This window comes from Friedmanniella luteola (assembly GCF_900105065.1).
Lineage (GTDB): Bacteria > Actinomycetota > Actinomycetes > Propionibacteriales > Propionibacteriaceae > Microlunatus > Microlunatus luteolus.
Genome location: NZ_LT629749.1, coordinates 4,443,976 through 4,465,809, shown reverse-complemented (window position 1 = coordinate 4,465,809; position 21,834 = coordinate 4,443,976). Strand labels below are relative to the sequence as shown.

General features: G+C 75.7%; 19 protein-coding genes. 8 read left to right on the top strand and 11 right to left on the bottom strand.

Annotation, left to right across the window (positions count from 1 at the left end; genetic code table 11):
* The first annotated feature begins 40 nt into the window (after positions 1 to 40).
* Together BLT72_RS20850 and qcrB are read left to right on the top strand one after the other, a co-directional pair.
* Complete coding sequence (locus BLT72_RS20850) at positions 41 to 1,366, top strand: NAD(P)/FAD-dependent oxidoreductase (RefSeq protein WP_091415761.1); 1,326 nt, start codon at positions 41 to 43, stop codon at positions 1,364 to 1,366.
* Complete coding sequence (qcrB, locus tag BLT72_RS20845; protein WP_197677124.1) at positions 1,353 to 2,861, top strand: cytochrome bc1 complex cytochrome b subunit; 1,509 nt, start codon at positions 1,353 to 1,355, stop codon at positions 2,859 to 2,861. The genes BLT72_RS20850 and qcrB overlap by 14 nt, the downstream gene beginning before the upstream one ends.
* A 97-nt stretch (positions 2,862 to 2,958) precedes the next feature.
* Here the strand turns inward: qcrB and BLT72_RS20840 are convergent, their stop codons facing one another.
* The 7 genes from BLT72_RS20840 to BLT72_RS20810 all read right to left on the bottom strand — a co-directional run bounded on the left by BLT72_RS20840 (position 2,959) and on the right by BLT72_RS20810 (position 10,785).
* On the bottom strand, positions 2,959 to 3,453 hold the full coding sequence (locus BLT72_RS20840; protein ID WP_091415758.1) for a low molecular weight protein-tyrosine-phosphatase: 495 nt from the start codon (positions 3,451 to 3,453) through the stop codon (positions 2,959 to 2,961).
* On the bottom strand, positions 3,446 to 3,838 hold the full coding sequence (locus tag BLT72_RS20835) for a phage holin family protein (RefSeq protein WP_091415752.1): 393 nt from the start codon (positions 3,836 to 3,838) through the stop codon (positions 3,446 to 3,448). Before BLT72_RS20835 ends, BLT72_RS20840 begins: the two co-directional genes overlap by 8 nt.
* Positions 3,839 to 3,928: 90 nt before the next feature.
* The gene (gene budC / locus BLT72_RS20830) at positions 3,929 to 4,708 is read right to left on the bottom strand and encodes a meso-2,3-butanediol dehydrogenase (protein WP_091415749.1); all 780 of its coding nucleotides are present in this window, start codon (positions 4,706 to 4,708) and stop codon (positions 3,929 to 3,931) included.
* 52 nt (positions 4,709 to 4,760) lie between these two features.
* A complete protein-coding gene (locus tag BLT72_RS20825) occupies positions 4,761 to 5,657 on the bottom strand; it encodes a pentapeptide repeat-containing protein (RefSeq protein ID WP_091415745.1) in 897 nt (298 codons plus the stop codon).
* A gap of 113 nt (positions 5,658 to 5,770) precedes the next feature.
* Entirely contained in the window at positions 5,771 to 9,013 is a 3,243-nt protein-coding gene (locus tag BLT72_RS20820; RefSeq protein WP_231930210.1) for a S41 family peptidase, read from the bottom strand.
* A 48-nt stretch (positions 9,014 to 9,061) separates the two neighbouring features.
* Complete coding sequence (locus BLT72_RS20815) at positions 9,062 to 9,676, bottom strand: MBL fold metallo-hydrolase (protein WP_091415738.1); 615 nt, start codon at positions 9,674 to 9,676, stop codon at positions 9,062 to 9,064.
* Entirely contained in the window at positions 9,673 to 10,785 is a 1,113-nt protein-coding gene (locus tag BLT72_RS20810; RefSeq protein WP_091415734.1) for an S-(hydroxymethyl)mycothiol dehydrogenase, read from the bottom strand. Before BLT72_RS20810 ends, BLT72_RS20815 begins: the two co-directional genes overlap by 4 nt.
* A 292-nt stretch (positions 10,786 to 11,077) precedes the next feature.
* Between BLT72_RS20810 and BLT72_RS20805 the strand changes: the two genes are divergently transcribed.
* Both BLT72_RS20805 and BLT72_RS20800 read left to right on the top strand, forming a co-directional pair.
* Positions 11,078 to 13,000 (top strand): ABC transporter ATP-binding protein, encoded by a 1,923-nt coding sequence (locus tag BLT72_RS20805; RefSeq protein ID WP_342587382.1) that lies wholly within the window; start codon positions 11,078 to 11,080, stop codon positions 12,998 to 13,000.
* The gene (locus BLT72_RS20800; RefSeq protein ID WP_091415731.1) at positions 12,997 to 14,883 is read left to right on the top strand and encodes an ABC transporter ATP-binding protein; all 1,887 of its coding nucleotides are present in this window, start codon (positions 12,997 to 12,999) and stop codon (positions 14,881 to 14,883) included. The genes BLT72_RS20805 and BLT72_RS20800 overlap by 4 nt, the downstream gene beginning before the upstream one ends.
* An 11-nt stretch (positions 14,884 to 14,894) precedes the next feature.
* On the opposite strand, the gene BLT72_RS20795 is transcribed toward BLT72_RS20800, so the two are convergent.
* Positions 14,895 to 15,653 (bottom strand): cobalt-precorrin-6A reductase, encoded by a 759-nt coding sequence (locus BLT72_RS20795; RefSeq protein ID WP_091415727.1) that lies wholly within the window; start codon positions 15,651 to 15,653, stop codon positions 14,895 to 14,897.
* Positions 15,650 to 16,618: a cobalamin biosynthesis protein gene (locus BLT72_RS20790; RefSeq protein ID WP_091415723.1), complete on the bottom strand. Its 969-nt coding sequence runs from the start codon at positions 16,616 to 16,618 to the stop codon at positions 15,650 to 15,652. The genes BLT72_RS20795 and BLT72_RS20790 overlap by 4 nt, the downstream gene beginning before the upstream one ends.
* 5 nt (positions 16,619 to 16,623) lie before the next feature.
* Here BLT72_RS20790 and BLT72_RS20785 point away from each other — a divergent pair, with 5 nt between their 5' ends.
* Positions 16,624 to 17,166 (top strand): bifunctional adenosylcobinamide kinase/adenosylcobinamide-phosphate guanylyltransferase, encoded by a 543-nt coding sequence (locus BLT72_RS20785; RefSeq protein ID WP_091415720.1) that lies wholly within the window; start codon positions 16,624 to 16,626, stop codon positions 17,164 to 17,166.
* A gap of 86 nt (positions 17,167 to 17,252) precedes the next feature.
* On the opposite strand, the gene BLT72_RS20780 is transcribed toward BLT72_RS20785, so the two are convergent.
* Positions 17,253 to 18,047, bottom strand: a complete 795-nt coding sequence (locus tag BLT72_RS20780; RefSeq protein WP_091415717.1) for an adenosylcobinamide-GDP ribazoletransferase — start codon at positions 18,045 to 18,047, stop codon at positions 17,253 to 17,255.
* A gap of 4 nt (positions 18,048 to 18,051) precedes the next feature.
* Positions 18,052 to 19,080 (bottom strand): nicotinate-nucleotide--dimethylbenzimidazole phosphoribosyltransferase, encoded by a 1,029-nt coding sequence (gene cobT / locus BLT72_RS20775; protein WP_091415714.1) that lies wholly within the window; start codon positions 19,078 to 19,080, stop codon positions 18,052 to 18,054.
* A gap of 466 nt (positions 19,081 to 19,546) precedes the next feature.
* Here cobT and BLT72_RS20770 point away from each other — a divergent pair, with 466 nt between their 5' ends.
* From BLT72_RS20770 to BLT72_RS20755, 3 genes are all read left to right on the top strand, one after another.
* Positions 19,547 to 19,804, top strand: a complete 258-nt coding sequence (locus BLT72_RS20770; RefSeq protein ID WP_091415712.1) for a hypothetical protein — start codon at positions 19,547 to 19,549, stop codon at positions 19,802 to 19,804.
* Between the two features lie 533 nt (positions 19,805 to 20,337).
* Positions 20,338 to 20,991 (top strand): response regulator, encoded by a 654-nt coding sequence (locus BLT72_RS20760; protein WP_091415707.1) that lies wholly within the window; start codon positions 20,338 to 20,340, stop codon positions 20,989 to 20,991.
* 87 nt (positions 20,992 to 21,078) lie between these two features.
* Complete coding sequence (locus BLT72_RS20755) at positions 21,079 to 21,816, top strand: potassium channel family protein (RefSeq protein ID WP_091415704.1); 738 nt, start codon at positions 21,079 to 21,081, stop codon at positions 21,814 to 21,816.
* Positions 21,817 to 21,834 lie beyond the last annotated feature (18 nt).

The following is a 21,834-nucleotide window of genomic DNA, read 5'->3' as shown; positions in this document are numbered from 1 at the left end:
GTTGTCTTCTGGGTGACGGACGTCATCGGAGGGGGACCAGGTGCGCAGGGTTGTGGTGGTCGGCGGGGGCTACGCGGGGTTCTACACGGCCTGGCACCTGGGGAGGCGGCTGCGGCCGGGTGAGGCGGAGGTCGTCGTCGTCGACCCGCGGCCCTACATGACCTACCAGCCGTTCCTGCCCGAGGTGGCGGCCGGCTCGGTCGAGGCCCGGCACGCCGCCGTCTCGCTGCGCCGGCACCTCCGCCACGCGACGCTCGTCGCCGGCACGGTCACCCGCATCGACCACGCGGACCGGCAGGTCACCGTCGCCCTGCCCGACGGGACCACGCAGGCGCTGGGCTACGACGTCCTCGTGGTGACGGCCGGGGCCGTGACCCGACGGATGCCGGTCCCGGGGATCGCCGAGCAGGCTATCGGGCTGAAGCACGTGGAGGAGGCGGTCGCCGTCCGCGACCGGCTGCTCGTGGCCTTCGACCAGGCCTCGGTGCTCCCGCCGGGACCCGCGCGGGCACGGCTGCTGACGGTCGTGTTCGTCGGCGGCGGGTTCACCGGCGTCGAGGGCTTCGGCGAGCTGCTGTCGCTGGCCACGGCGCTGCTGCCCTCCTACCCCGAGCTGAGCGCCGCCGACCTGCACTTCCACCTCGTCGAGGCGAGCGACCGGATCCTGCCCGAGGTGTCGGACCGCCCCGGCGCCTGGGTGGTCCGCTCCCTGGAGCGGCGCGGTGCGCACGTGCACCTCCGCACCCTCGTCGAGTCGGCCGAGGACGGTCACGTCGTGCTGTCCGACGGCGAGGACGTCGAGGCCGGGCTGATCGTCTGGACCGCCGGCAACGGGGCCAACCCGGTGGTGGCGAAGCACACCGACCTGCCGGTGGACGAGCGCGGTCGCGTGCTGGTCCGGGCGGACCTGCGGGTGGGCACGGCCGCGGACCCGGTGCCCGACGCGTGGGCCGCCGGCGACGACGCCGCCGTCCCCGACCTCGCGGCCCGCACCCCCGGAGCGCTGACCGTCCCCAACGCGCAGCACGCCGTCCGCCAGGGCCGGCTGCTGGCCCGCAACATCGTGGCCACGCTGCGCGGCCGGGAGCCCGCGGACTACGTGCACCACAACCTCGGCGTTGTCGCCACCCTCGGCCTGGGCCGGGGGATCTTCGAGTCGGGGCCGGTGGTGGTCCGGGGGTTCCCGGCGTGGCTGATGCACCGCGGCTACCACGTGCTGGCCGTCCCCACCTGGGAGCGCAAGGTCCGGGTCCTCGCGGTCTGGCTGCCCGCCCTGCTCTTCGGTCGGGACATCGTCTCGTTGCTGTCGGTGCAGCACCCCCGGGACGCCTTCGTCGACGGTGGGGTCCCGCGTGCCCACCGCTAGCGGCAGCCGCGCCCGCGGGGCGTCCGACGAGGAGCCGCTCCGGCCGGCGTTCGACGGACCCCTGGCCCGCCGGCCGGCCGCGCTGGTCGCGCGGCTGCGGCAGCGGGCCGTGCCGAGCCACTGGTCGTCGTGGTCCGGGGTGGTCTCCTTCGGCTGCCTGCTGGTGCTGGTCGTCACGGGCCTGCTGCTGGCGCTCCTCTACGACCCGTCGGGCGCGCTGGTCCGCTACGGCGGCAGCTACTCCCTGCTGCGCGGCGTCGAGATGTCCCGGGCCTTCGCGTCGACCCTGCACCTCTCCTTCGACGTCAGCGGGGGGCTGCTGCTCCGCCAGGCGCACCACTGGGCGGCGCTCGTGCTGCCCGCCTCCCTGATCCTGCAGCTGGCGACCACCTTCTTCACCGGCGCCTTCCGCCGACCGCGGCAGTGGAGCTGGGTGCTGCTCGTCGGGGTGCTCGGGCTGGCCCTGGTCAGCGGCTGGAGCGGCTACGCGCTGCCCGACGACACCCTCTCGGGCACCGGGCTGCGGATCGTGCAGGGCGTCACCCTCGGCCTCCCGCTGGTCGGCACCGGGCTGAGCTGGCTGCTCTTCGGCGGCGAGCTCCCGGGCACGGTCATCCCCCGGCTCTACGTCCTGCACCTGGCGGCGCCCGTCCTCCTCGTGCTGCTGGTGGTGGCCCGGGCCCGGTCGGCGCTCCGGCACGGCCCGGTCCAGTTCCCCGGACCCGGGCGCACCGAGGACGACGTGGTGGGGTTCCCGGCGTGGCCGACGGCGGCGGTGCGGGCCGCCGGGCTGCTCGTCAGCACCGTCGGGCTGCTGGTGCTGATGGGGGCGACGCTCGTGGTCAGCCCCGTCTGGCGGTACGGACCCTCGTCGCCGGGCCACGCCTTCGCCGGCAGCCAACCCGACTGGTACACCGCCTTCCTCGACGGTGCGCTCCGGCTGGTGCCGCCCGGTTGGGAGGTCGTCTGGCTCGGCCGGACCTGGACCCTGGCCGTGCTCGTCCCGCTGGCGGTCATCGGGACCTCATCCCTCGTGCTGGCGAGCTACCCCTTCCTGGAGAGCCGGGTCACGGGGGACCGGCGCGACCACCGGCTGCTGGACCGTCCCCGCGACGTGCCGACCCGCACCGCCCTCGGCGTCGCCGGCGTCACCGTCTACGTCGTCCTGTGGGCCGCCGGCAGCGCTGACCTGGTCGCGACGCAGTTCCGGGTCTCCTTCGAGGGGGTGATCTGGACCCTGCGGGCCGCCCTGCTGGTCGGGCCGCTGGTCGCCGGCCTGGTCACCCGCCAGGTCTGCGCCACGCTCCGGGCGGCGGACCGCGACCGGGTGGACCACGGGGTGGAGTCGGGCAGGATCCTGCGGTCGCCCGACGGTGGCTACGAGGAGCCGCGCGACGCGCTCGGGGCCGCGCAGCGCTGGACCCTGACCCGGGCGGCCGCCCCCGCGGCACGACCGTCCCCACCCGGGAGCGGCGCCGACGCCCGCCGGGGGTGACGGCCGCGAGGACGACGCCGACCCCCTGGGGCGGAGAGGTGGATGGCCCCCACCCCCTGGACGCCTGGCTGGCCGGGCAGCGGGTCCGCCGGGCCGCCTAGCGGGAGGCCTGCAGCTCGCGCACCCGGTCGAGCACGCCCGGGATGGCGGCCTCGACCGTGCCGAGGGTGCCGTAGAAGCCCTCGGCCGAGCCGTACCAGGGGTCCGGCACGCCGCTGCCCGGGGTGGCGGCCGGGTCGAAGTCGCTGAGCAGGCTGAGCTCGGCGTCCGGGGCGATCCTGCGCATCCGGTCGACGTGCAGGTCCTCCATCGCGATGACCAGGTCGGCGCCGGTGATCTCGGCGGCGTCGACCTGGTGGGCGACGTGGCCGTCGGCGTCGTAGCCGCGGTCGCGCAGCACGGCCGCGGCCCGGGGGTCCATCGGCGACCCGAGCTCCTCGGTGCTGGTGGCCGCGCTGGTGAACTCGACGCCGGTCAGGCCGGCCTCGTCGGCCTGGCGCCGGGCGACCCGCTCGGCGATGGGGGAGCGGCAGATGTTGCCCCAGCAGACGAAGACGACCTTGACCGGGTCCGCGGCCCCGCGGTCAGCCACGACGGCGGTCCGAGCGGCGGTCGGGGACGAAGGCGTTGAGGAAGAAGCTGACCACCGACACGATGAGCGCGCCCAGCACGGCCGTGCCGAAGCCCTCGACCGACCAGCCGAGGTCGACGCGGGTCGACACCCAGGACGTGAGCAGCAGCATGAGCGCGTTGATGACCACCAGGAACAGACCCAGGGTGAGCAGCAGCAGCGGCACCGTGACGAGGGTGAAGATCGGCTTCACCACCGCGTTGAGCACCCCGAAGATCAGGGCGACGACCAGCAGCGTCACCACCTGGCCCTGGGTCGTGGGCGCGGTCAGGGTGATGCCGCTGAGCAGGAACGTGGCCACGGCCAGCGCCGCGGCGTTGGCCAGCAGCCGGAGGACAAGTCGCATGCGGCCAGCCTCCCAGACCTCCGGGAGCAGACCTAGCGCGGCGTCGGCCGGTCGGCCGGGTGCGCCGCACCCGGCCGCGCGCCGACCCGCTCAGCCGACGTGCGGCTGTCCGGTGGAGGCGGAGGTGCCGCCGTCGACCGCGAGCGTCGCCCCGGTGACGTAGCCGGCGTCCGGGCTGGCCAGGAACAGCACGGCGGGCGCGATGTCGTCCGGCTCGCCGGGCCGGCCGAGGGCGATCCGGTTGACGAAGGGCGCGAGGGTCTCCGGGTCGTCGCCCATCCCGGCGGTCACCTCCGTCCGGGTGAAGGCGGGCGCGACGCTGTTGACCCGCACACCGCGGGCCCCGTAGTCGAGGGCGAGGGACTGCACGAAGTTCATCACCGCCGCCTTGGTGGCGTTGTAGCCGGACTGCCCCCAGTCCCCCCGCTGCCCGGACACCGAGCCGACGGCGACCAGGTTCCCGCCGGTCTTCTCCAGCTCGGGCAGGGCGGCCTGGGCCAGCTGGACGAAGGCGTCGACGTTGGTGCGGCGCAGCTGCTCCCACTCCGCGCCGGTCATCTCCGCGAAGGGCTTGTTGAGGTAGGCCGCGGCGTTGTTGACGAAGACGTCCAGGCCGCCGAAGTGCGCGACGACGGCCGGCACGACGTCGGCCGCCTGGGCCGGGTCGGCGATGTCGGCGGCCACGGCCAGGACGCGGTCGGCCGGGTGCCCCGCGAGCGTCTCGTCCAGCCGGTCGCGCCGGCGACCGACGACCGCCACCCGGGCGCCGTTCTCGAGGAAGGCGCGTGCGATGGCCTGGCCGATGCCGCTCCCCCCGCCGGTGACCAGCACGACCTTGCCCTCGAACGCGTAGCGGTTGTGGGTGCTCATGCCGGGGACAACCGACGCCGGGGCCCGTCGATTCCGCCGGCCCGGGGTGGTCCTAGACCTGCAGCAGGGTGAGCCGGCGCCGCCCGCCGCGCGGCCCCGACCAGTGGTCGGGGCGGGTGAGCCGGGGCGGCAGCTCGGTGTCCTCGTCGCCGTCGGCGGAGTTCACCTGGAACTGGGTGAGGAACAGGGCGTCGGCCAGGTGGGCGCCGGAGAGGTCGGCGTCCCGGAGGTCGGCGGAGCGCAGGTCGGCCCCGCCGAGGTCGACCGCGCGCAGGTCGGCCCTGATCAGCAGCGCGCCGGACAGGTCGACGCCGCGCAGGTCCTGCTCGGCCAGGTCGGCCCCGAGCAGGCTGGCGTCCGGGATGGCCCGGCGGGCGGCACGCGAGGGGCGGCGGCGCCCGCGCGCCTGCGCCCGCACCAGCTCGCTCGCCCGGGCGATGACGTCGGCGGCCCGGCGGCGCTGGGCCTGCACGTCGGTGCCCAGCACGCCGTCGGCGTCCCGCAGGGTCATCGCCTCGGTCTCGGCGAAGAGGGCCTCCAGCTCGGCGTGCAGCGACCGGGTCTCGGGGCGGCCGAGGGCCTCGTCGAGCACCCAGAGCAGGTCGTGCAGGGGCCGCATCACCTGGAAGGTGATGAACATGAGCTCCCGGCCGGCGGGATCCATCTGCTGCCAGGACCGGCCGCCGAACGTCACCTGGGTGACCTTCTGACCGGTGCCCTGGCAGTCGAAGACGGTGCAGCCGGAGAACCCGCGCGGCCGCAGCTCGGCGTGGATGCCGCACCGGTGGTCGGGCTGCAGGTTGACGCAGGGGTCGCCGGCCTCCTTGTCGTAGCCGAAGCCGGACTCCGTGCCGAAGGCGAGCGCGACGCAGCACAGCCCCGCGCAGCTCGCGCAGTCCGCCCGCACCGACCGGGACCGGTCGCTCTCGTCCGTCGTCGCGTCCACCATCGGGGCTGTCCTCTCCTGCCCCGGCCGGCGGCGCGGGTGCGCGCCGCAGCAGTCGGAGACCTTCGAGCATGCCACCCCGGCGGGGGGTCCGCCGACCACCCCCGGCCGGAGCCCTACGAGCGGCGCACCCGCGGCTCCGGCAGCTCCGGCGGCACCTGCGCGGGCGTGCCGACGAGCCGCTGCAGGGCCTCGTCGACCGCCCGGTCCAGCTGCGGGTCGCCGCCCCCCGGGCGGTCCACCGCGTCCTGGTCGGCGGGGGTGTGCACCACCTCGACGTCGGGGTCGACGCCGTGGTTCTCCAGCCCCCAGCCGTAGCCGTGCATCCAGGTCGCGTAGCGCGGCTGGGTGACCGCGGTGCCGTCGACGAGGGAGAAGCGCCCGTCGATGCCGACCACCCCGCCCCAGGTGCGGACGCCGACCACGGGTCCGAGGCCCATGGCCTGGGCGCCGGCGTTGACGATGTCACCGTCGGAGCCCGAGAACTCGTTGGCCACGAAGACCACCGGCCCGCGCAGCGCGTTCGCCGGGTACGGCCGCGGCACCTCGGCGTGCCGGCTGGTCCCCCAGCCGACGACGCGGCGCGCGAGCTGCTCGAGGACGAGCTGGCTGGTGTGCCCGCCGCGGTTGTAGCGGACGTCCACCACCAGGCCCTCGGCCTCGGCGGCGACGTGCAGGTCGCGGTGCAGCTGCGCCCAGCCGGGGCTCATCATGTCGGGCACGTGCACGTAGCCCAGCCGGCCTCCCGAGCGCTCGGCCACGGCCCGGGCGCGGCCGCGCACCCAGTCCTGGTAGCGCAGCGGCTCCTCGCTGCCCACGGGGACCACGACGACCCGGCGGTCCCGGCCCTCGCGCCGCAGCGTCAGCTCGACGGGCTTGTCGGTGGTGCCGACCAGGGCGGCCGCCGGTCCGGCCGCCGGGTCGACGGGCCGGCCGTCCACCGCGACCACCACGTCACCCTCCTGGGCGCCGACGCCGGCGCCCCGCAGCGGCGAGCGCGCCTCCGGGTCGCTGCTCTCACCGGGCAGGATGCGGTCGACGCGCCAGCCGTCCGCGGTCGGGCTCAGGTCGGCGCCGAGCAGGCCCAGCCGGCGGTCCTGGTCCCCGGGCGGGGAGGCCGGGTTCACGTAGGCGTGCGAGGTGTTCAGCTCGCCCACGGTCTCCCACAGCAGGTCGACGAGGTCGTCGTGCCCCGCCAGCCGCGCGACCAGGGGCCGGTACCGGGCCAGCACGGCGTCCCAGTCGACGCCGTCGAGGTCCTCGCGCCAGTAGTGGCCGCGCATCAGCCGGCCGTTCTCGTCGAACATCTGCCGCCACTCCGCGACCGGGTCCAGCTCGAAGCGGAGCCGCTCCAGGTCGACGGTCACCAGGTCGGGGCTGTCCGGCTCGACCGCCTTGGCCACCGGCCGGACGGTGACGGCCTCGCCGGCCCGGACGACCACCCGCTCGCCGTCCCCGCTCACCCGGACGGCGTCTGCGCGGTCCACCAGCTCGACGACCTCGCGACCGGCGAAGGAGTAGAACTCGACGGCGTCGCCCGGGCGCTCGCCCTCGACCCCGGCCCGGTGCGCGCCCAGCGGGGTGTCCTCGCCCGACTCCCGGACCCACACGACGCCGTCGTGGGCGGCCTGCAGGTCGCGGTAGCTGCCCGAGGGGACCGGGAACGCGACCAGCCGCTCCTCGAAGCCGTCGACGTCGAGCTCGACCGCGGGCGGGTCGGTGGCGGGGGTGTCCTGGGGCGTCGAGGGCTTGCTGATCCGCCAGCCGTCGGCGCTGGGGCCGAAGGGGGCGGGCTCGGTGGCCCGCAGCGGCACCAGGTAGGGCCGGACGGCCGCCGAGAAGGCGAGGTCGAAGGCCTGGCTGTCGTAACGGGGGTCGAAGGTCCGGGCGGACAGGAAGGCCAGGTGCCGCCCGTCGCCGGTGAAGGCGGGGGAGGTGTCGTCGAACCGCCCGCTGGTCAGGGCCACGGGGTCGCGGCCGGGCGCGTCGAGGTCGGCGAGCACGAGGTGGTTCTGCTCCTCGTTGCGCCACGGTTCCGACCAGACGAGCCAGCGGCCGTCGGGGGAGAAGGTCGGGGAGGTCGCCTCGCCGTTCCGGGCGACGCCGACCGTGCGCACCGCGCCGTCGGCGATCTCCACGACGCGGACGGTGCCGTCGTGCGCGACCGCGACCACCCGGGCGCCGGTCGGGTCGCTCTCCAGGTGCAGGACGTGCCCGAGCGCGCCGGCGGCCAGCCGCCGGACCTCGCCGGCACCCCCGAGCGGGTGCACCTCGAGCGCGTCCTCACCGCCGGCGTCGCTGACCAGCACAGCCGCGCCGGTCCGGCCCAGCGGGCGGACGAGGCGGGCCCGGACGCCGGACGCCGCGGTGAGCGCCCGGGCCGGACCCTGGCGGTGGCTGAGCAGGAAGCCCTTGCCGCGCCACTCGACCAGGCTGGCGTCGCCGCCGTGGTCCGGGCGGAGCTCGACGAGCTGCTCCGTCGGCACCAGCCGCCGCGGCTGGCGGGCGGCCAGCCCGCCGGGCAGCCCCACGTCCAGCGGCCGGGGGTCGTCGCCGGGGCGCTCGAGCAGGTGCAGGGCGCCGTGCGCGTGGTAGACCACGCGCCGGCCGTCGGAGGTGGCGTCGCGGACGTAGCCGTCGGCGGCGGTGTGGCGGGTGAGCTGCTGCGGGGTGGCGTCGCGGTCGTCGACGTCGAGGGAGAAGAGGTTGGCCACCTCGTCGGCGTGGTCGGGGAAGGTGGCCAGCCGGTCGCTGACGAACAGCAGGCGCCCGTCCACCCACAGCGGGTCGACCAGCGACGCCGTCTCGGCCGGCAGCAGCCGCTCCCAGTGCCGGGCGTCCCCCGACCGGTCCAGCCAGAGCTGGGGCGCGGTGCCGCCGCGGTAGCGCTTCCACGCCGCCGGCGGGCGGCTGCCCACGGTGGCCAGCGCGGTGGCGCCGTCGTCGCGGACGGCGAGGCCCCAGGCGGGCCCGACGGACAGCCGCTCGACCGCCAGGTCGAGCCCGACGGCGTGCACGACCTGGCGGCGCAGGTTGGCCTCGCGGGCCGACGAGGCGACGAGCACCCGCCCGTCGGCGGTCCAGCCCAGGACGGCCGTGGTCGCGCTGCCCCACCAGGTGAGCCGGCGCGCGTCACCGCCCTCGACCGGGACGACGTAGACCTCGCTGTGCCCGTCGCGGGTGGAGGCCCAGGCCACGTGCGTGCCGTCGGGGGAGAAGCGGGGGTTGCGGACCGGTGACCGGTCGTCGGTCAGCCGCCAGGCGCGGCCCCCGGTGACGGGGGCGAGCCAGACGTCGTCGGCGGCCACGAAGGTGACCAGGTCGCCGTGCAGGTGCGGGAAACGGAGATAGTGCGGCACGCCACGGACCCTAGACCGCGGCGCCGACATCCGCGCCCCGCAACCCGGTCAGCCGCGCAGGATGCCGTCCCGCTCGTCGGCCAGCGTCGTGTCGTCGCCGTGCCCGGTCTTGACGATCGTGCGGGCGGGCAGCGCCAGCAGCCGCTCGGTGATGCTGCGCAGCAGCAGGTGGCGGTCGCTGAAGCTGCGACCGGTGGCGCCCGGCCCACCCTGGAACAGCGTGTCGCCGGTGAACACGACCCCCAGCTCGGGGGCGGAGAAGCAGACCGCGCCCGGAGCGTGCCCGGGGGTGTGCAGCACCTCCAGCGTGGTGCCGGCCACGGTGATCTCCTGGCCGTCGGCCAGGTCGCCGTCCGGCGGCACGGCGCCGTGCGTCAGCCGCCAGAGCGGGAGGTCCGCCGGGTGCAGCAGCACGGGGGCGCCGACGGCGCGGCCCAGCTCCGGCGCCACCCGCACGTGGTCGTCGTGCGCGTGGGTGCAGAGCACGGCGAGCACCGTCCGGCCCGCGACGAGCTCCAGGATGGGGGCGACGTCGTGGGGGGCGTCGATGACCACGCACTCGGTGTCGTCCCCGACCACCCAGACGTTGTTGTCGACGTCGAAGGTCTCACCGTCCAGGCTGAAGGTGCCGGAGACGACGGCGTGGTCGATCCGGGCGGTCATGCGCCCACCGCGGCCGGGGCGTCGGGGAAGACGACGACCGAGCGGAGCACGCCGCCGGCGCCCATCTTCTCGAACGCCGCCTCGATGTCACCGATCCCGATCTCCTCGCTGACGAACGCGTCCAGCGGCAGCCGGCCCTGCAGGTAGAGGTCGATCAGCATCGGGAAGTCGCGCTCGGGCAGGCAGTCGCCGTACCAGCTGGACTTCAGGGCGCCGCCGCGGCCGAACACGTCGAGCAGCGGCAGCTCCAGCGTCATCTCCGGCGTCGGGACGCCGACGAGCACCACCGTGCCGGCGAGGTCGCGGCCGTAGAAGGCCTGCGCGTAGGTCTCGGGCCGGCCGACGGCGTCGATGACCACGTCGGCGCCGAACCCGTTCGTCAGCCCCTGGATCCCCTCGACCGCGTCGGTGCTGCGGGAGTTGATCGTGTGGGTGGCGCCGAGCTCGCGGGCGGTGGCGAGCTTCCGGTCGTCGACGTCGACGGCGATGATCTTCGCCGCGCCGGCCAGCCGCGCCCCGGCGACGGCCGCCGCGCCCACCCCGCCGCAGCCGATCACCGCCACCGCGTCACCCCGGCCCACGTTCCCGGTGTTGATCGCCGCGCCGAGCCCGGCCATCACGCCGCAGCCCAGCAGGCCGGCCGCGGCGGGTCGGGCCGCCGGGTCGACCTTGGTGCACTGCCCGGCGGCGACCAGCGTCTTGTCGGCGAAGGAGCCGATGCCCAGCGCGGCCGACAGCTCGGTGCCGTCCTCCAGGGTCATCTTCTGGGTGGCGTTGTGGGTGTTGAAGCAGTACCAGGGCCGGCCCCGCCGGCAGGCGCGGCACGCGCCGCAGACCGCGCGCCAGTTGAGGATCACGTAGTCGCCGGGGGCGACGTCGGTCACGCCCTCGCCGACCGCCTCGACCACGCCGGCCGCCTCGTGGCCCAGCAGGTAGGGGTAGTCGTCGCCGATGCCGCCCTCGCGGTAGTGCAGGTCGGTGTGGCAGACGCCGCACGCCTGCACGGCGACGACGGCCTCGCCCGGGCCCGGGTCGGGCACCACCACGGTGACCAGCTCGACCGGGGCGCCCTTGCTGCGCGCGATGATCCCTTGCACCTGCTGCGGCATCCGCTGCTCCTCGTCGTCGACGTCGGGCCGATCCTAGGGGCAGCCCCGGAGGGCCCGACCGGGCGGACCGGCGGGCCTGCGGGAAAACGTTGTCCGAAGGGGCCGAATGCGGTTGACCCGGCCCCCGGGTGGGCATGCATAGTAGGACTAGGATCTAGAACGGTTCAGCCCGTGACCGCGGCGCCGCCCCTCCGGGCCCGCTGGCCCGGGCCGGACCCAGGTCCTGGCCGACGTCCCGGTGCCCTCGGCGACGCCACCCCACCCCGCCGTCCACCACGAGGATGTCCTCACCATGCCAGCCGATGTGACGGCGCACGCGTCCGCCCAGGTGTCCAGCGCTCCCACCCCGGCCACCGGCCGGGAGGCGACGTCGGGTCCGCTCACCGCCGAGGACCGGCCCGCCGCGATGGCGCCGCCCGCTCCGCCGCGGCGCGGGCGCGACGGCCAGCCGCGCAAGCGGCGGTCCAGCGCCAACCTGTGGCGGCTGCGCCAGTACATGGTGCCCTTCCGCACCCGCTTCGTCCTCACCGTCCTCTTCGCGGCCGTCGGCACCGGCGCGACGATCGTCGTCCCCCTGGTCACCAAGGCTGTCATCGACGGCCCCATCGCCGGCTCCGACCGGACGGGGCTCTACGCGCTCGGCCTGCTGGCGATGACCCTGGGCGTCGTCGAGGCGTCCCTGATGTTCCTCCGCCGGTGGGTGGTCTCCCGCGCCACCAACGGCGTCGAGTTCGCCGTCCGCACCGACCTGTACGCCAAGCTGCAGCGGCTGCCGATGGCCTTCCACGACCGCTGGCAGTCGGGCCAGCTGCTGTCGCGGATCATGAGCGACCTGGCGACCATCCGCCGCTTCCTCGGCTTCGGGCTGCTGTTCATCCTCACCAACATCGCGCAGATCCTCGTGACCACCGCGATCCTGCTCCACCTCTACTGGCCGCTGGGGCTGGTCGTGCTGGCCTCGACCGTGCCGATCACCGTGCTGTGCCTGAAGAACGAGCGCGCCTTCACCCGGCTCTCGCGCAAGGTGCAGGACCAGAACGGCGACGTCGCGTCGACGATCGAGGAGGGCGCCTACGGCCTCCGCGTCATCAAGTCGTTCGGGCGGGGGCGGCACGCGTTCGCCAAGTTCGACGCCCGCAGCGTGCAGCTGTACGACACCTCCGTCGAGCGCGTCCAGCTCAGCGCCCGGTTCTGGACGATGCTCGCGGTGATCCCCAACCTCACCCTCATCGTCGTGCTGGGGCTGGGCGCGGTCGCGGCCGGCCAGCAGCAGATCACCCTGGGCACCCTGGTCGCCTTCATCACCTTGATGCTGTCGCTGGTCTGGCCGGTCACCGCGCTCGGCTTCCTGCTGGCGCAGGCGCAGGAGTCGATGACCGCCGCCGACCGGATCGCGGAGATCTTCGACTCCGAGAACGAGATCGCCGACGGGCCCCGGACCCTGGAGCAGGTGCAGGGCCGGCTGCGCTTCGAGGGCGTCGGGTTCCGGTTCGCCGGCTCCGCGACCGACGTGCTGCACGACGTCGACCTCGAGGTGGCGCCGGGCGAGACCGTCGCCCTGGTCGGCGCGACCGGCTCGGGCAAGAGCACCCTCACCATGCTGGTGCCCCGGCTGTACGACGTCACCGCCGGCCGGATCACCATCGACGGCGTCGACCTCCGCGAGCTCCGGCTGGCCGAGCTGCGCCGGGTGGTGGCCATCGCCTTCGAGGACCCGACGCTGTTCTCGATGTCCGCGCGGGAGAACCTGACGCTGGGCCGCCCCGACGCCAGCGAGGCCGACGTCGAGGAGGCCATCGACGTCGCGCAGGCGCACTTCGTCCACGACCTGCCCTGGGGACTGGCGACCCGGATCGGCGAGCAGGGCATGAGCCTGTCCGGCGGGCAGCGGCAGCGGCTCGCGCTGGCCCGCGCGGTGCTGGCCAAGCCGTCCGTGCTGGTGCTGGACGACACCCTGTCCGCGCTGGACATCCACACCGAGGCCCTGGTCGAGGAGGCGCTCAAGCGGGTGCTGACCGGCGTCACCGGCATCGTCGTCGCCCACCGGGCCTCGACGGTGCTGCTGGCCGACCGGGTGGCGATGCTGTCCGGCGGCACCATCACCGCGGTGGGCACCCACACCGACCTGCTGGCCGAGGTCCCGGAGTACCGGGCGCTGCTGTCGGCCGAGTACGAGGACGAGCTCGACGAGCTGCTCCTGGAGGAGGCGCGATGACCGCGACCACGACCACCGCGACCACCCCCGAGGACCGCGAGCCCCGTCCCGTCGGCTCCGCACCCGAGATCGAGCAGTGGCGCGGGGTCTCAGCGGAGGGCAACGACGACCTCAGCACCCGCGGGACCGTGCTGCTGCGGCGCCGGAGCCGCGCGCTCCTCGGGGACCTGCTGCGGCCGTACCACCGCTGGATCTGGGTGCTCGTCGTCGCCGTCGTGCTGGAGAACGCAGCGCGGCTGAGCGTCCCCTGGATGGTCCGTCGCGGCATCGACCTCGGTGTCCCGCCGCTGCTGGAGGGGGGCAGCGCCCGGCTGCTCTACGAGACCGTCGGCCTGATGGCCGGCGCCGTGCTCGTCCAGGGACTGAGCCGGATGTTCTTCCTGCGCAACTCCGGCACCGTCGGGCAGAAGGTGCTGCTGGAGCTGCGCCGCCGGGTGTTCAAGCACTTCCAGGACCTCGACGTCCGCTTCCACGACCGCTACACGACCGGCCGGGTCGTGTCCCGGCTCACCAGCGACATCGACGCGATCATGGAGCTGCTGGCCAACGGCTTCGACAGCCTGGTCACCGCCGCCCTCACCATGGTGGGCGTCGGCGTGCTGCTGCTGGTGCTGGACTTCCGGCTGGGTGCGGTCTGCCTGCTCTGCTTCCCGGTGCTGATGCTGCTGGTGCGGTGGTTCTCGCGGGCCTCGTCGCGGACCTACCGCACGGTGCGGGAGACCTCGGCGCTGACCATCGTGCAGTTCATCGAGACGATGACCGGCATCAAGGCCGTCCAGGCCTACCGCCGCGAGCGTCGCAACTCCGAGATCTTCACCGACGTCGCGGGCCGCTACCGCGAGGCCAACATCGACTCGTTCAAGCTGGTCGCGATCTTCATGCCGAGCATCAAGCTGGTCGGCAACCTGACGATCGGCGTCGTGCTGCTCTACGGCGGCCACCGGGTGATCGAGGGCGACATGACGGTCGGGGTGCTGGCGGCGTTCCTGCTCTACCTGCGGATGTTCTTCGAGCCGATGCAGGACATCAGCCAGTTCTACAACACCTTCCAGTCGGCCTCGTCGGCGCTGGAGAAGCTGTCCGGGGTGCTCGAGGAGCAGCCCAGCGTCGTCCAGCCGGCGAGGCCGACGCCGCTGCCGAACCCGGCCGGCGACCTGCACCTCGACCACGTGCAGTTCGCGTACGCGCAGGACCGGCCGGTGCTGCCGGACCTGGAGCTCCACATCCCGGCCGGGCAGACGGTCGCCCTCGTCGGCACCACCGGTGCGGGCAAGACCACCATCGCCAAGCTGATGGCCCGGTTCTACGACCCCGACGGCGGCCGCGTCACCCTGGACGGCGTCGACCTGCACGACCTCGCCGACGCCGACCTGCGCCGGGCGGTGGTGATGGTGACCCAGGAGAACTTCATGTTCGACGGGACCATCGCCGACAACATCGCCTTCGGCAAGCCGACCGCGACGCGGCAGGAGATCGAGGACGCCGCGAAGGCTGTCGGCGTGCACGGCTTCATCGCCGGGCTCCCGCAGGGCTACGACACCGACGTCGCCAAGCGCGGCTCCCGGCTGTCGGCCGGCCAGCGGCAGCTGATCACCTTCGCCCGCGCCTTCCTGGCCGACCCGGCGGTGCTGATCCTCGACGAGGCGACGTCCAGCCTGGACGTGCCCAGCGAGCGGCTGGTGCAGCGCGCCCTGCAGACCATCCTGGCCGACCGGACGGCCGTGATCATCGCCCACCGGCTCAGCACGGTGGAGATCGCCGACCGGGTGCTCGTCCTCGAGCACGGCCGGATCATCGAGGACGGCTCCCCGCACGAGCTGATGGCCGACGCCGAGGGCCGCTACGCCGCCCTGCACCAGGCCTGGGAGTCCTCGCTCGCCTAAGGGCCGACGGCTCAGAGGCGAGGTCGGTCCCGGTCGATCTCCCGTCGGACCGCTCGGCGGGCCTCGGCCACCGTGGTGACGAGCGGGACCCCCGGCGGGGGAGCCGGCCGTTCCAGGACCACGACGGGGACGCCCAGCGCGCCCGCCGCGTCGAGCTTGGCCGCCGTCAGGGCGCCGCCGGAGTCCTTGGTCAGCAGGTGGTCGACGCGGTGCGCCGCCATCAGGGCCTGCTCGGCGTCGCGCTCGTAGGGTCCGCGGGCCAGCAGCAACGTCCAGGCGGGCGGCAGGGCGATCTCCGGCGGGTCGACGACGCGGGCCAGCACGGCCCGGTCGGACCAGGCCAGGAAGTCCGGCAGCGACTGGCGTCCCGTGGTCAGGAACGGCCGGCGGGCGCCGGCGGCCGCCTCCCGCGCCGCCGCGGCGTCGGCCACCCACGTCCACCGGTCGGCGTCGGGGTGCTCCCGCCAGCCCGGCCGCTGCAGCCGGACCAGCGGCACGACGGTCGCGGCGCAGGCCACGGCGGCGTTCGCCGAGATGCGGGCGGCGAAGGGGTGGGTGGCGTCGACCACGACGGCGACCCCGCGCTGCCGCAGGTAGCGCGCCAGGCCCTCGGGCCCCCCGAAGCCGCCCACCCGGACCTCGCCGTCCGGCAGCGCCGGCCGCGACACCCGGCCGGCCAGGGAGCTGACGACCGGCACCCCGTCGGCGTGCAGGCCGGCGGCCAGCCGCCGGGCCTCGCCCGTGCCGCCCAGGACCAGGACGGTGCTCACCGCTCCCGCCCGGCGACGGCCCGCAGCCCGGTGGCCAGCAGGGCCGACGCGACGCCGACCAGCAGGCTCAGCCGGGCGGCGGGTGCGATGTCGGCGACGGCCACGGTCCGGCCGCGACCGAGCACCCCGCGGTCCTCGACCACGCCGCCGTAGACGTTGCGGCCGCCCAGCCGGACGCCCAGCGCTCCCGCCGCCGTCGCCTCGACCACGCCGGCGTTGGGACTGGGGTGCTGGCCGGCGTCGCGGCGCCACGCGCGCCACGCGTCCCCGGGCCGGCCGCCGACCAGCGGCGCGAGGGCGACGGTCAGCAGGCCGCAGACCCGGGCCGGCACCCAGTTGGCGACGTCGTCCAGCCGGGCGGCCGCCCAGCCGAACCGGCGGTAGCGGGGGGAGCGGTGCCCGACCATGGCGTCCAGGGTGTTGACGGCGCGGTAGCCGAGCAGCCCCGGCAGGCCCAGCAGGGCGCCCCAGACCAGCGGGGCCACGACGGCGTCGGCGGTGTTCTCGGCGACGGACTCGACGCAGGCCCGGGCCAGCTGCTCGGCGTCGAGCTCGGACGGGTCCCGCCCCACGAGGTTGCGGATCTGCCGCCGGGCGGCGGGCAGGTCGTCGGCGCTCAGCTGGCGGGCCAGCGTCCGGGCCTCGCGCTGCAGCGACCGGCCGCCCAGCACCGTCCAGGTGGCGGCGGCGGTCAGCAGCAGGCGCGCGACCGGACGTCCCCGGACCGCGCGCTCCGCCAGCGCCCCCAGGCCGGCCGTGCCGGCCACGAGGACCCCGACGTGCAGCACCCCGGGCGCCCGCCGGTCGGCCCAGGTGCGGCGTTCCAGCCGGGCCGCGACGGCGCCGAAGCCGGCCACCGGGTGGCCGCGGCGGGGGTCGCCCAGCAGCTGGTCGAGCCCGAAGCCCGCGGCGAGGCCCAGGGCAGCGGCGCGCCGGTCGGCGGTGGAGCCATGGCCTAGGGTCATGGCCGATGTCCTCCCCGCAGAAGGTCCTGGTCACCGGCGGCGTGCGCTCGGGCAAGTCCCGGCACGCCGAGGCCCTGCTGGCCGGCTCCGCGGACGTCACCTACGTGGCGCCCGGAGCGGTGCCCGACCCCGTCGCCGACCCGGAGTGGGCGGCCCGCGTCGCGGCCCACCGGGCGAGCCGGCCCGCGTCCTGGCGGACGGTCGAGACGACCGACGTCGCCGCCGCCCTCCGGGGCGCCGACGGTCCGGTGCTGGTCGACTGCCTGGGCACCTGGGTGACGGCCGTCGTCGACGACCTCGGCACCTGGGACCAGCCCCTGGCCGGCTGGCGCGACCGGTTCGACGTCCACCTCGACGGCCTGCTCGACGCCTGGCGGGCGCACCCGGCCCTGGTCGTCGCGGTCACCAACGAGGTCGGCTGGGGTCTGGTGTCGGAGCACCGCTCCGGTCGCGTCTTCACCGACCTGCTGGGCCGGGCCAACCAGGCCGTCGCCCGCCACTGCGACGACATCGTGCTCGTGGTCGCCGGACGGGCCCTGCACCTCTGAGCCCCGCACCGCCGGGCCCTGCACCCGTGCGAGGAGGCCGACCGGGTGGTCGCGGGCGGGCTCCCCACCGGTCGGCTGGTGGGGGCTCATGACGCCCACCCCCCCGTCGCGGCCGCCCCCAGCAGCAGCACGGTCAGCGTCACCTCGACGGCGGCGCCCATCACGTCCCCGGTCACCCCGCCCAACCGGCGCCGGCACCAGCCCACCAGCAGCCCGGCGGCCGTCAGCGCCAGCAGGGCGCTGACCAGCCCTCCGACGACGGACCCGCCGAGCAGCGCCCAGGTCAGCGCGAGCAGCGCCCCGACCCCGAGCCAGACCACGGCCGCCGCGGCGACCGGCACCGTGCCCGCCACCGCCGCCCCCAGTCCCGACGCCCGCGCCGCGGGCACCCCCGTCCGGCAGACGACGGCCAGGGCGGCGCGGGAGCAGCAGACCAGCACGGCCAGCCCGAGGGCCGTCGTCCAGCCGGTCACCACGCTGCCGGCCGCGACCGCCTGCAGACCCAGCACCAGCACCAGCGCCACCACGCCCATCGGGCCGACGTCGCCCCTCCGCATCACCTCCAGCGCCCTCTCCCGGTCCCAGCCGGCGCCCAGCCCGTCGACGGTGTCGGCGAGCCCGTCCAGGTGCAGGGCCCGGGTGCCCAGCGCCAGCGCGGCGACCACGAGCAGCCCGACGGCGGACCCCGGCAGGGCCAGGGCTGCCCCGGCGCCGCCCACCAGCGCCGCGACGAGGGCGAGCGGGACGACGGCGACCGGGCCCAGCAGCATCGCCCCGCGGGCGGTGGCGCGGTCGACCTCCACGGCGCCGGTGGGGAGCACGGTCAGGGTGCCGACGGCGAGCCGGAGGGCGGCCGCGCGCGGACCGGGTCGACGGGCCACGCGCTCAGGGCGCCAGGTCGGCGAGCAGGGCCATGTCGCGGAGCAGCAGGGCGGCCGAGCGCAGCACCGGCAGCGCCGTCAGTGCGCCCGTGCCCTCGCCGAGCCGCAGCCCGAGGTCCAGGACCGGTTCCAGCCCCAGCTTCTCCAGCGCGAGCCGCTGGGCGGGCTCGGTGGAGCGGTGGCCGGCGGCGCACCAGGCGACCACCCCGGGCTGCAGGTCCTCGGCGACCAGCAGCTCGGCGACCGGCACGATGCCGTCGAGCAGCACGGGCACCCGGGCCCGCGCCGCGGCGACGAGGAGGCCGACGCCGGCGGCCAGGTCGGCCGAGCCGAGCGCCGCCAGCCGCTGCACGGGGTCGGCCACCCGGTCGCGAGCCCGCTCCAGGGCGCGCTCGACGACCGCGGTCTTGTGCGCCAGCCGGGCGTCGTCGATGCCCGTGCCGCGGCCGACGACCTGCTCGGCGGCGGCCCCGAGGCTCGCGGCGACGAGGGCCGTCGCGGGGGTGGTGTTCCCGATCCCCAGGTCGCCGACGACCAGCAGGTCGGCCCCGGCCGCGATCTCCTCGGTGGCGACGCGGGCACCCACCGCCAGGGCGGTGGCGGTCTCGGCCGCGGTCAGCGCGTCCTCCCGGTCGAGGGCGCCCGAGGAGCGGCGCACCTTGTGGTCGGTGACCCCCGGCAGATCGGACAGGTCGGCGTCGACGGCCAGGTCGAGGACCCGCAGGGCGACGCCGTGCTGGCGGGCCAGCACGCTCGCCCCGGCCTCGCCGCCGACGAGGGCGCGGACCATCGCCGCGGTGACCTCGCGGGGGTAGGCCGAGACGCCGTCGGAGGAGACGCCGTGGTCGCCGGCCAGGATGACGGCCCGCACGGCGGCGGGCGGGTCGGCGGGGCAGCGTCCGGCGCACGCCGACCACCAGGCCGCGAGCTCCTCCAGCCGGCCGAGGGCGCCGAGGGGCTTGGCCAGCGCGTCCAGCCGTCGGGCGGCCTCGGCCCGGACCTCGGGGGCGGGCGGGGGCAGGGCGGTGGGCATGGGCGTGTCCTCTCAGGTTGCGGCGACCCGACGTGGTGCTCGGCCGCAGGCAGGGTCTGGCTCGAGCTCCCCCGACCGGCGGACCGGAGGTGGCGGGCTCTCACAGTGGCGCGACCGCGTCGGGTTCTCACCGAGCTTCCTGGTCTCCTGCGGTGGCCAGGAGCCTAACGGGCCGCCTGCCAGGCGGGCGGGGGTGACCACCTGGGCGACCCGGCCGCGGTGGGACCGCGAGCGGCCCGGACCCGGCGGGACGGGCCTCCGGGGCGCCGGGAGAACGGGTGGGGGGAAAAGCGGCGGAAAGGGCCTGGAGATCTCGGTCCGGTCACGCTCCGGTCGCTTTTCGGAATGACATTCCGAACCGGTGGGAAAAGGGGCAGGAATGGGCCGGGAAACCGGGACCAAGGTCCCGCCGGACCGAGGACCTTCAGGCCTGCCGACCACCTCGCGGGAACGGTTGACTAGGACCATGAGCCAGGACGTGGTGCTCGACACCCAGGGAGACCGACCCGACGAGACCGCCGGGAAGGTCCGCACGGCCCCGTCGGCCCCGTCGTCGGTCGACCCCGTCCGCGCGCTCACCGAGTCGATCCAGCGGCCCGGCGGGCTGATGTACCGCGTGCCCGGCACCCGCACCAAGCGCCCGTTCGACGCCCAGTACTGGGCCTGCTGGGTCGTCGCCCTGGTCTACCCGGTGCTCATGGCCTACCTCTGGATCACCCGCTGAGCCTGGGCCCCGTGCCCGCGCCGGTGACCCGCCATGGCCATCAACGATGCTGCTGCTGCCGCTGTGCCGCCCGCAGGCTCCCGACCGCGAGGGCGCCGGGGCGGCGCCGTCGCGCCGACCGGCCCCGCCCGCCGCGCCGCGCTCCACAGCGGTCCCCCGGACCCGACCGCCCCGGACACGACAGCCCGGGGCACGAGCGCTCCGTCCACGCTGGTCCCCGCGGAGTCCGGCGGGGGACCTGAGGGCACCGCAGCCCCCACGGCGACGAGCGCGACCTGCTCGGACGGCGCGGCCGGGGTGGCACCGGTGTGCGACTGCGGTCCGTCGTCCGCCCGGCCCGTCGAGCGCCGGGGGGAGGCCGACCCGGGTCCACGGCCGGTCGTGCTCGCCGGCGACGGCGGCGACCTGGGGGAGGATGGGCGCCGCAACGGACCGCCCGGCCCCTCCGGACCGGTGCTCCGCCCCGGGGACGGCGGGACGACCGGGCACCAGGACGAGGGGGACGTGCGCATGCGCTGGTCGGGGCCACTGAGGTGAACGCCACCACCACCCGTGTCTTCATCGTCGATGGGCACGAGCTGGTGCGGCGGGGGCTGGTCGACCTGGTGGCAGCGGAGCCCGACCTGGACGTCGTCGGTTCGGCCGGCAGCGCCGAGGCGGCGCTACCGCTGATCGCCGCGAGCAGCCCGGACGTCGTGCTGCTCGACGCCCGGCTGACCGAGGGCGCGGGGCTCGGCGTCGGCCGCCGGATCCGTTCCGACCACCCGGACGTGCCCTGCGTCCTGCTGGCCAGCTTCGACGACGACGAGGCCCTGTTCACCGCCGTGATGGCGGGCGCCGCCGGTTACCTGGTGAAGCAGGTCGGCGGGAGCAGCCTGCTCGACGGCGTGCGCACCGTCGCCGGGGGTCGTCCGCTGCTCGACGGCGCCGTCGTCGAGCGGCTGCTCGACCGGCTGCGGCGCTCCGGCCAGGGCGACCACCGCGGCGGCAGCCTCGACGACCACGAGCAGCAGGTGCTCGAGCTGGTCAGCCGGGGCAGCACCGACCGGCAGATCGCCGAGAAGCTCGACACCTCACCGGCGGAGGTGCAGGTCTGGGTGACGAGCCTCCACGCCAAGCTGGCGCTCCGCAGCCGGGGACCGTCCGTCCCGCCCGGTCACCGGATGTCCCCCGCCGACCCGGCCTGACCCGGACGGACCCGTCCTGACCGCGCGCTCGCCGTCGTCGCCGACGACCGGCGGACCCCGGCCCCGGGGCGTCGGTAGGGTCGCGGCATGAGCTCAGCCGTGCGCGACCTGCTGCGGCCGGTCGCGCGGCACCCGTCCGCGGTCCTGCTGGTGGTGCAGCTGGTCGGCGTGCTGCTGTACCCCTTCGCCGAGTCGCTGGCCTGGGGGCGTGGGCTGTTCGAGCTGTTCGGGGCCCTGGTCCTGGGCCTGGCCGTGTGGTCGGTGCGCGACTCACCGGGGCCGACCTCGGTCGCCCTGGTCCTCGGCATCTCGGCGTCGGCGCTGTCGGTGGCCGACGCCCTGAGCCCCAACCCCACCATCGCCCTCGTGTCGTCGGTGCTGCACGCGCTGTTCTACTTCTGGGCGGCCGGGAACCTGATGACGTACATGCTCGCGGACGCGACGGTCACCCGCGACGAGCTGTACGCCGTCGGCGCCACCTTCACCCTGGTGGCGTGGGCGTTCGCCTACGTGTTCCAGCTGCTGCAGGCCCTGCAGCCGGGCTGCTTCATCGCCGCGGTGGACCCGGCGGAGCAGCGGACGTGGATGGAGCTGCTGTTCCTCAGCTTCACCAACCTGTCCAGCACCGGGCTGTCGGACGTCGTGCCGGTCACCTCGCACGCCCGGTCGGTGGTGATGATCCAGCAGCTGGCGGGGCTCGGCTACGTCGCGCTGTTCGTCAGCCGGCTGGTCGGGCTGACCATCAACCGGCAGCAGCTGGGTCCCGCGCCCACGGCCAGCCCCGACGGGGACCGGTCCGAGGGCGTCCAGCACGTCGACGGCTGAGCCCGCCCCGCGCCCTGA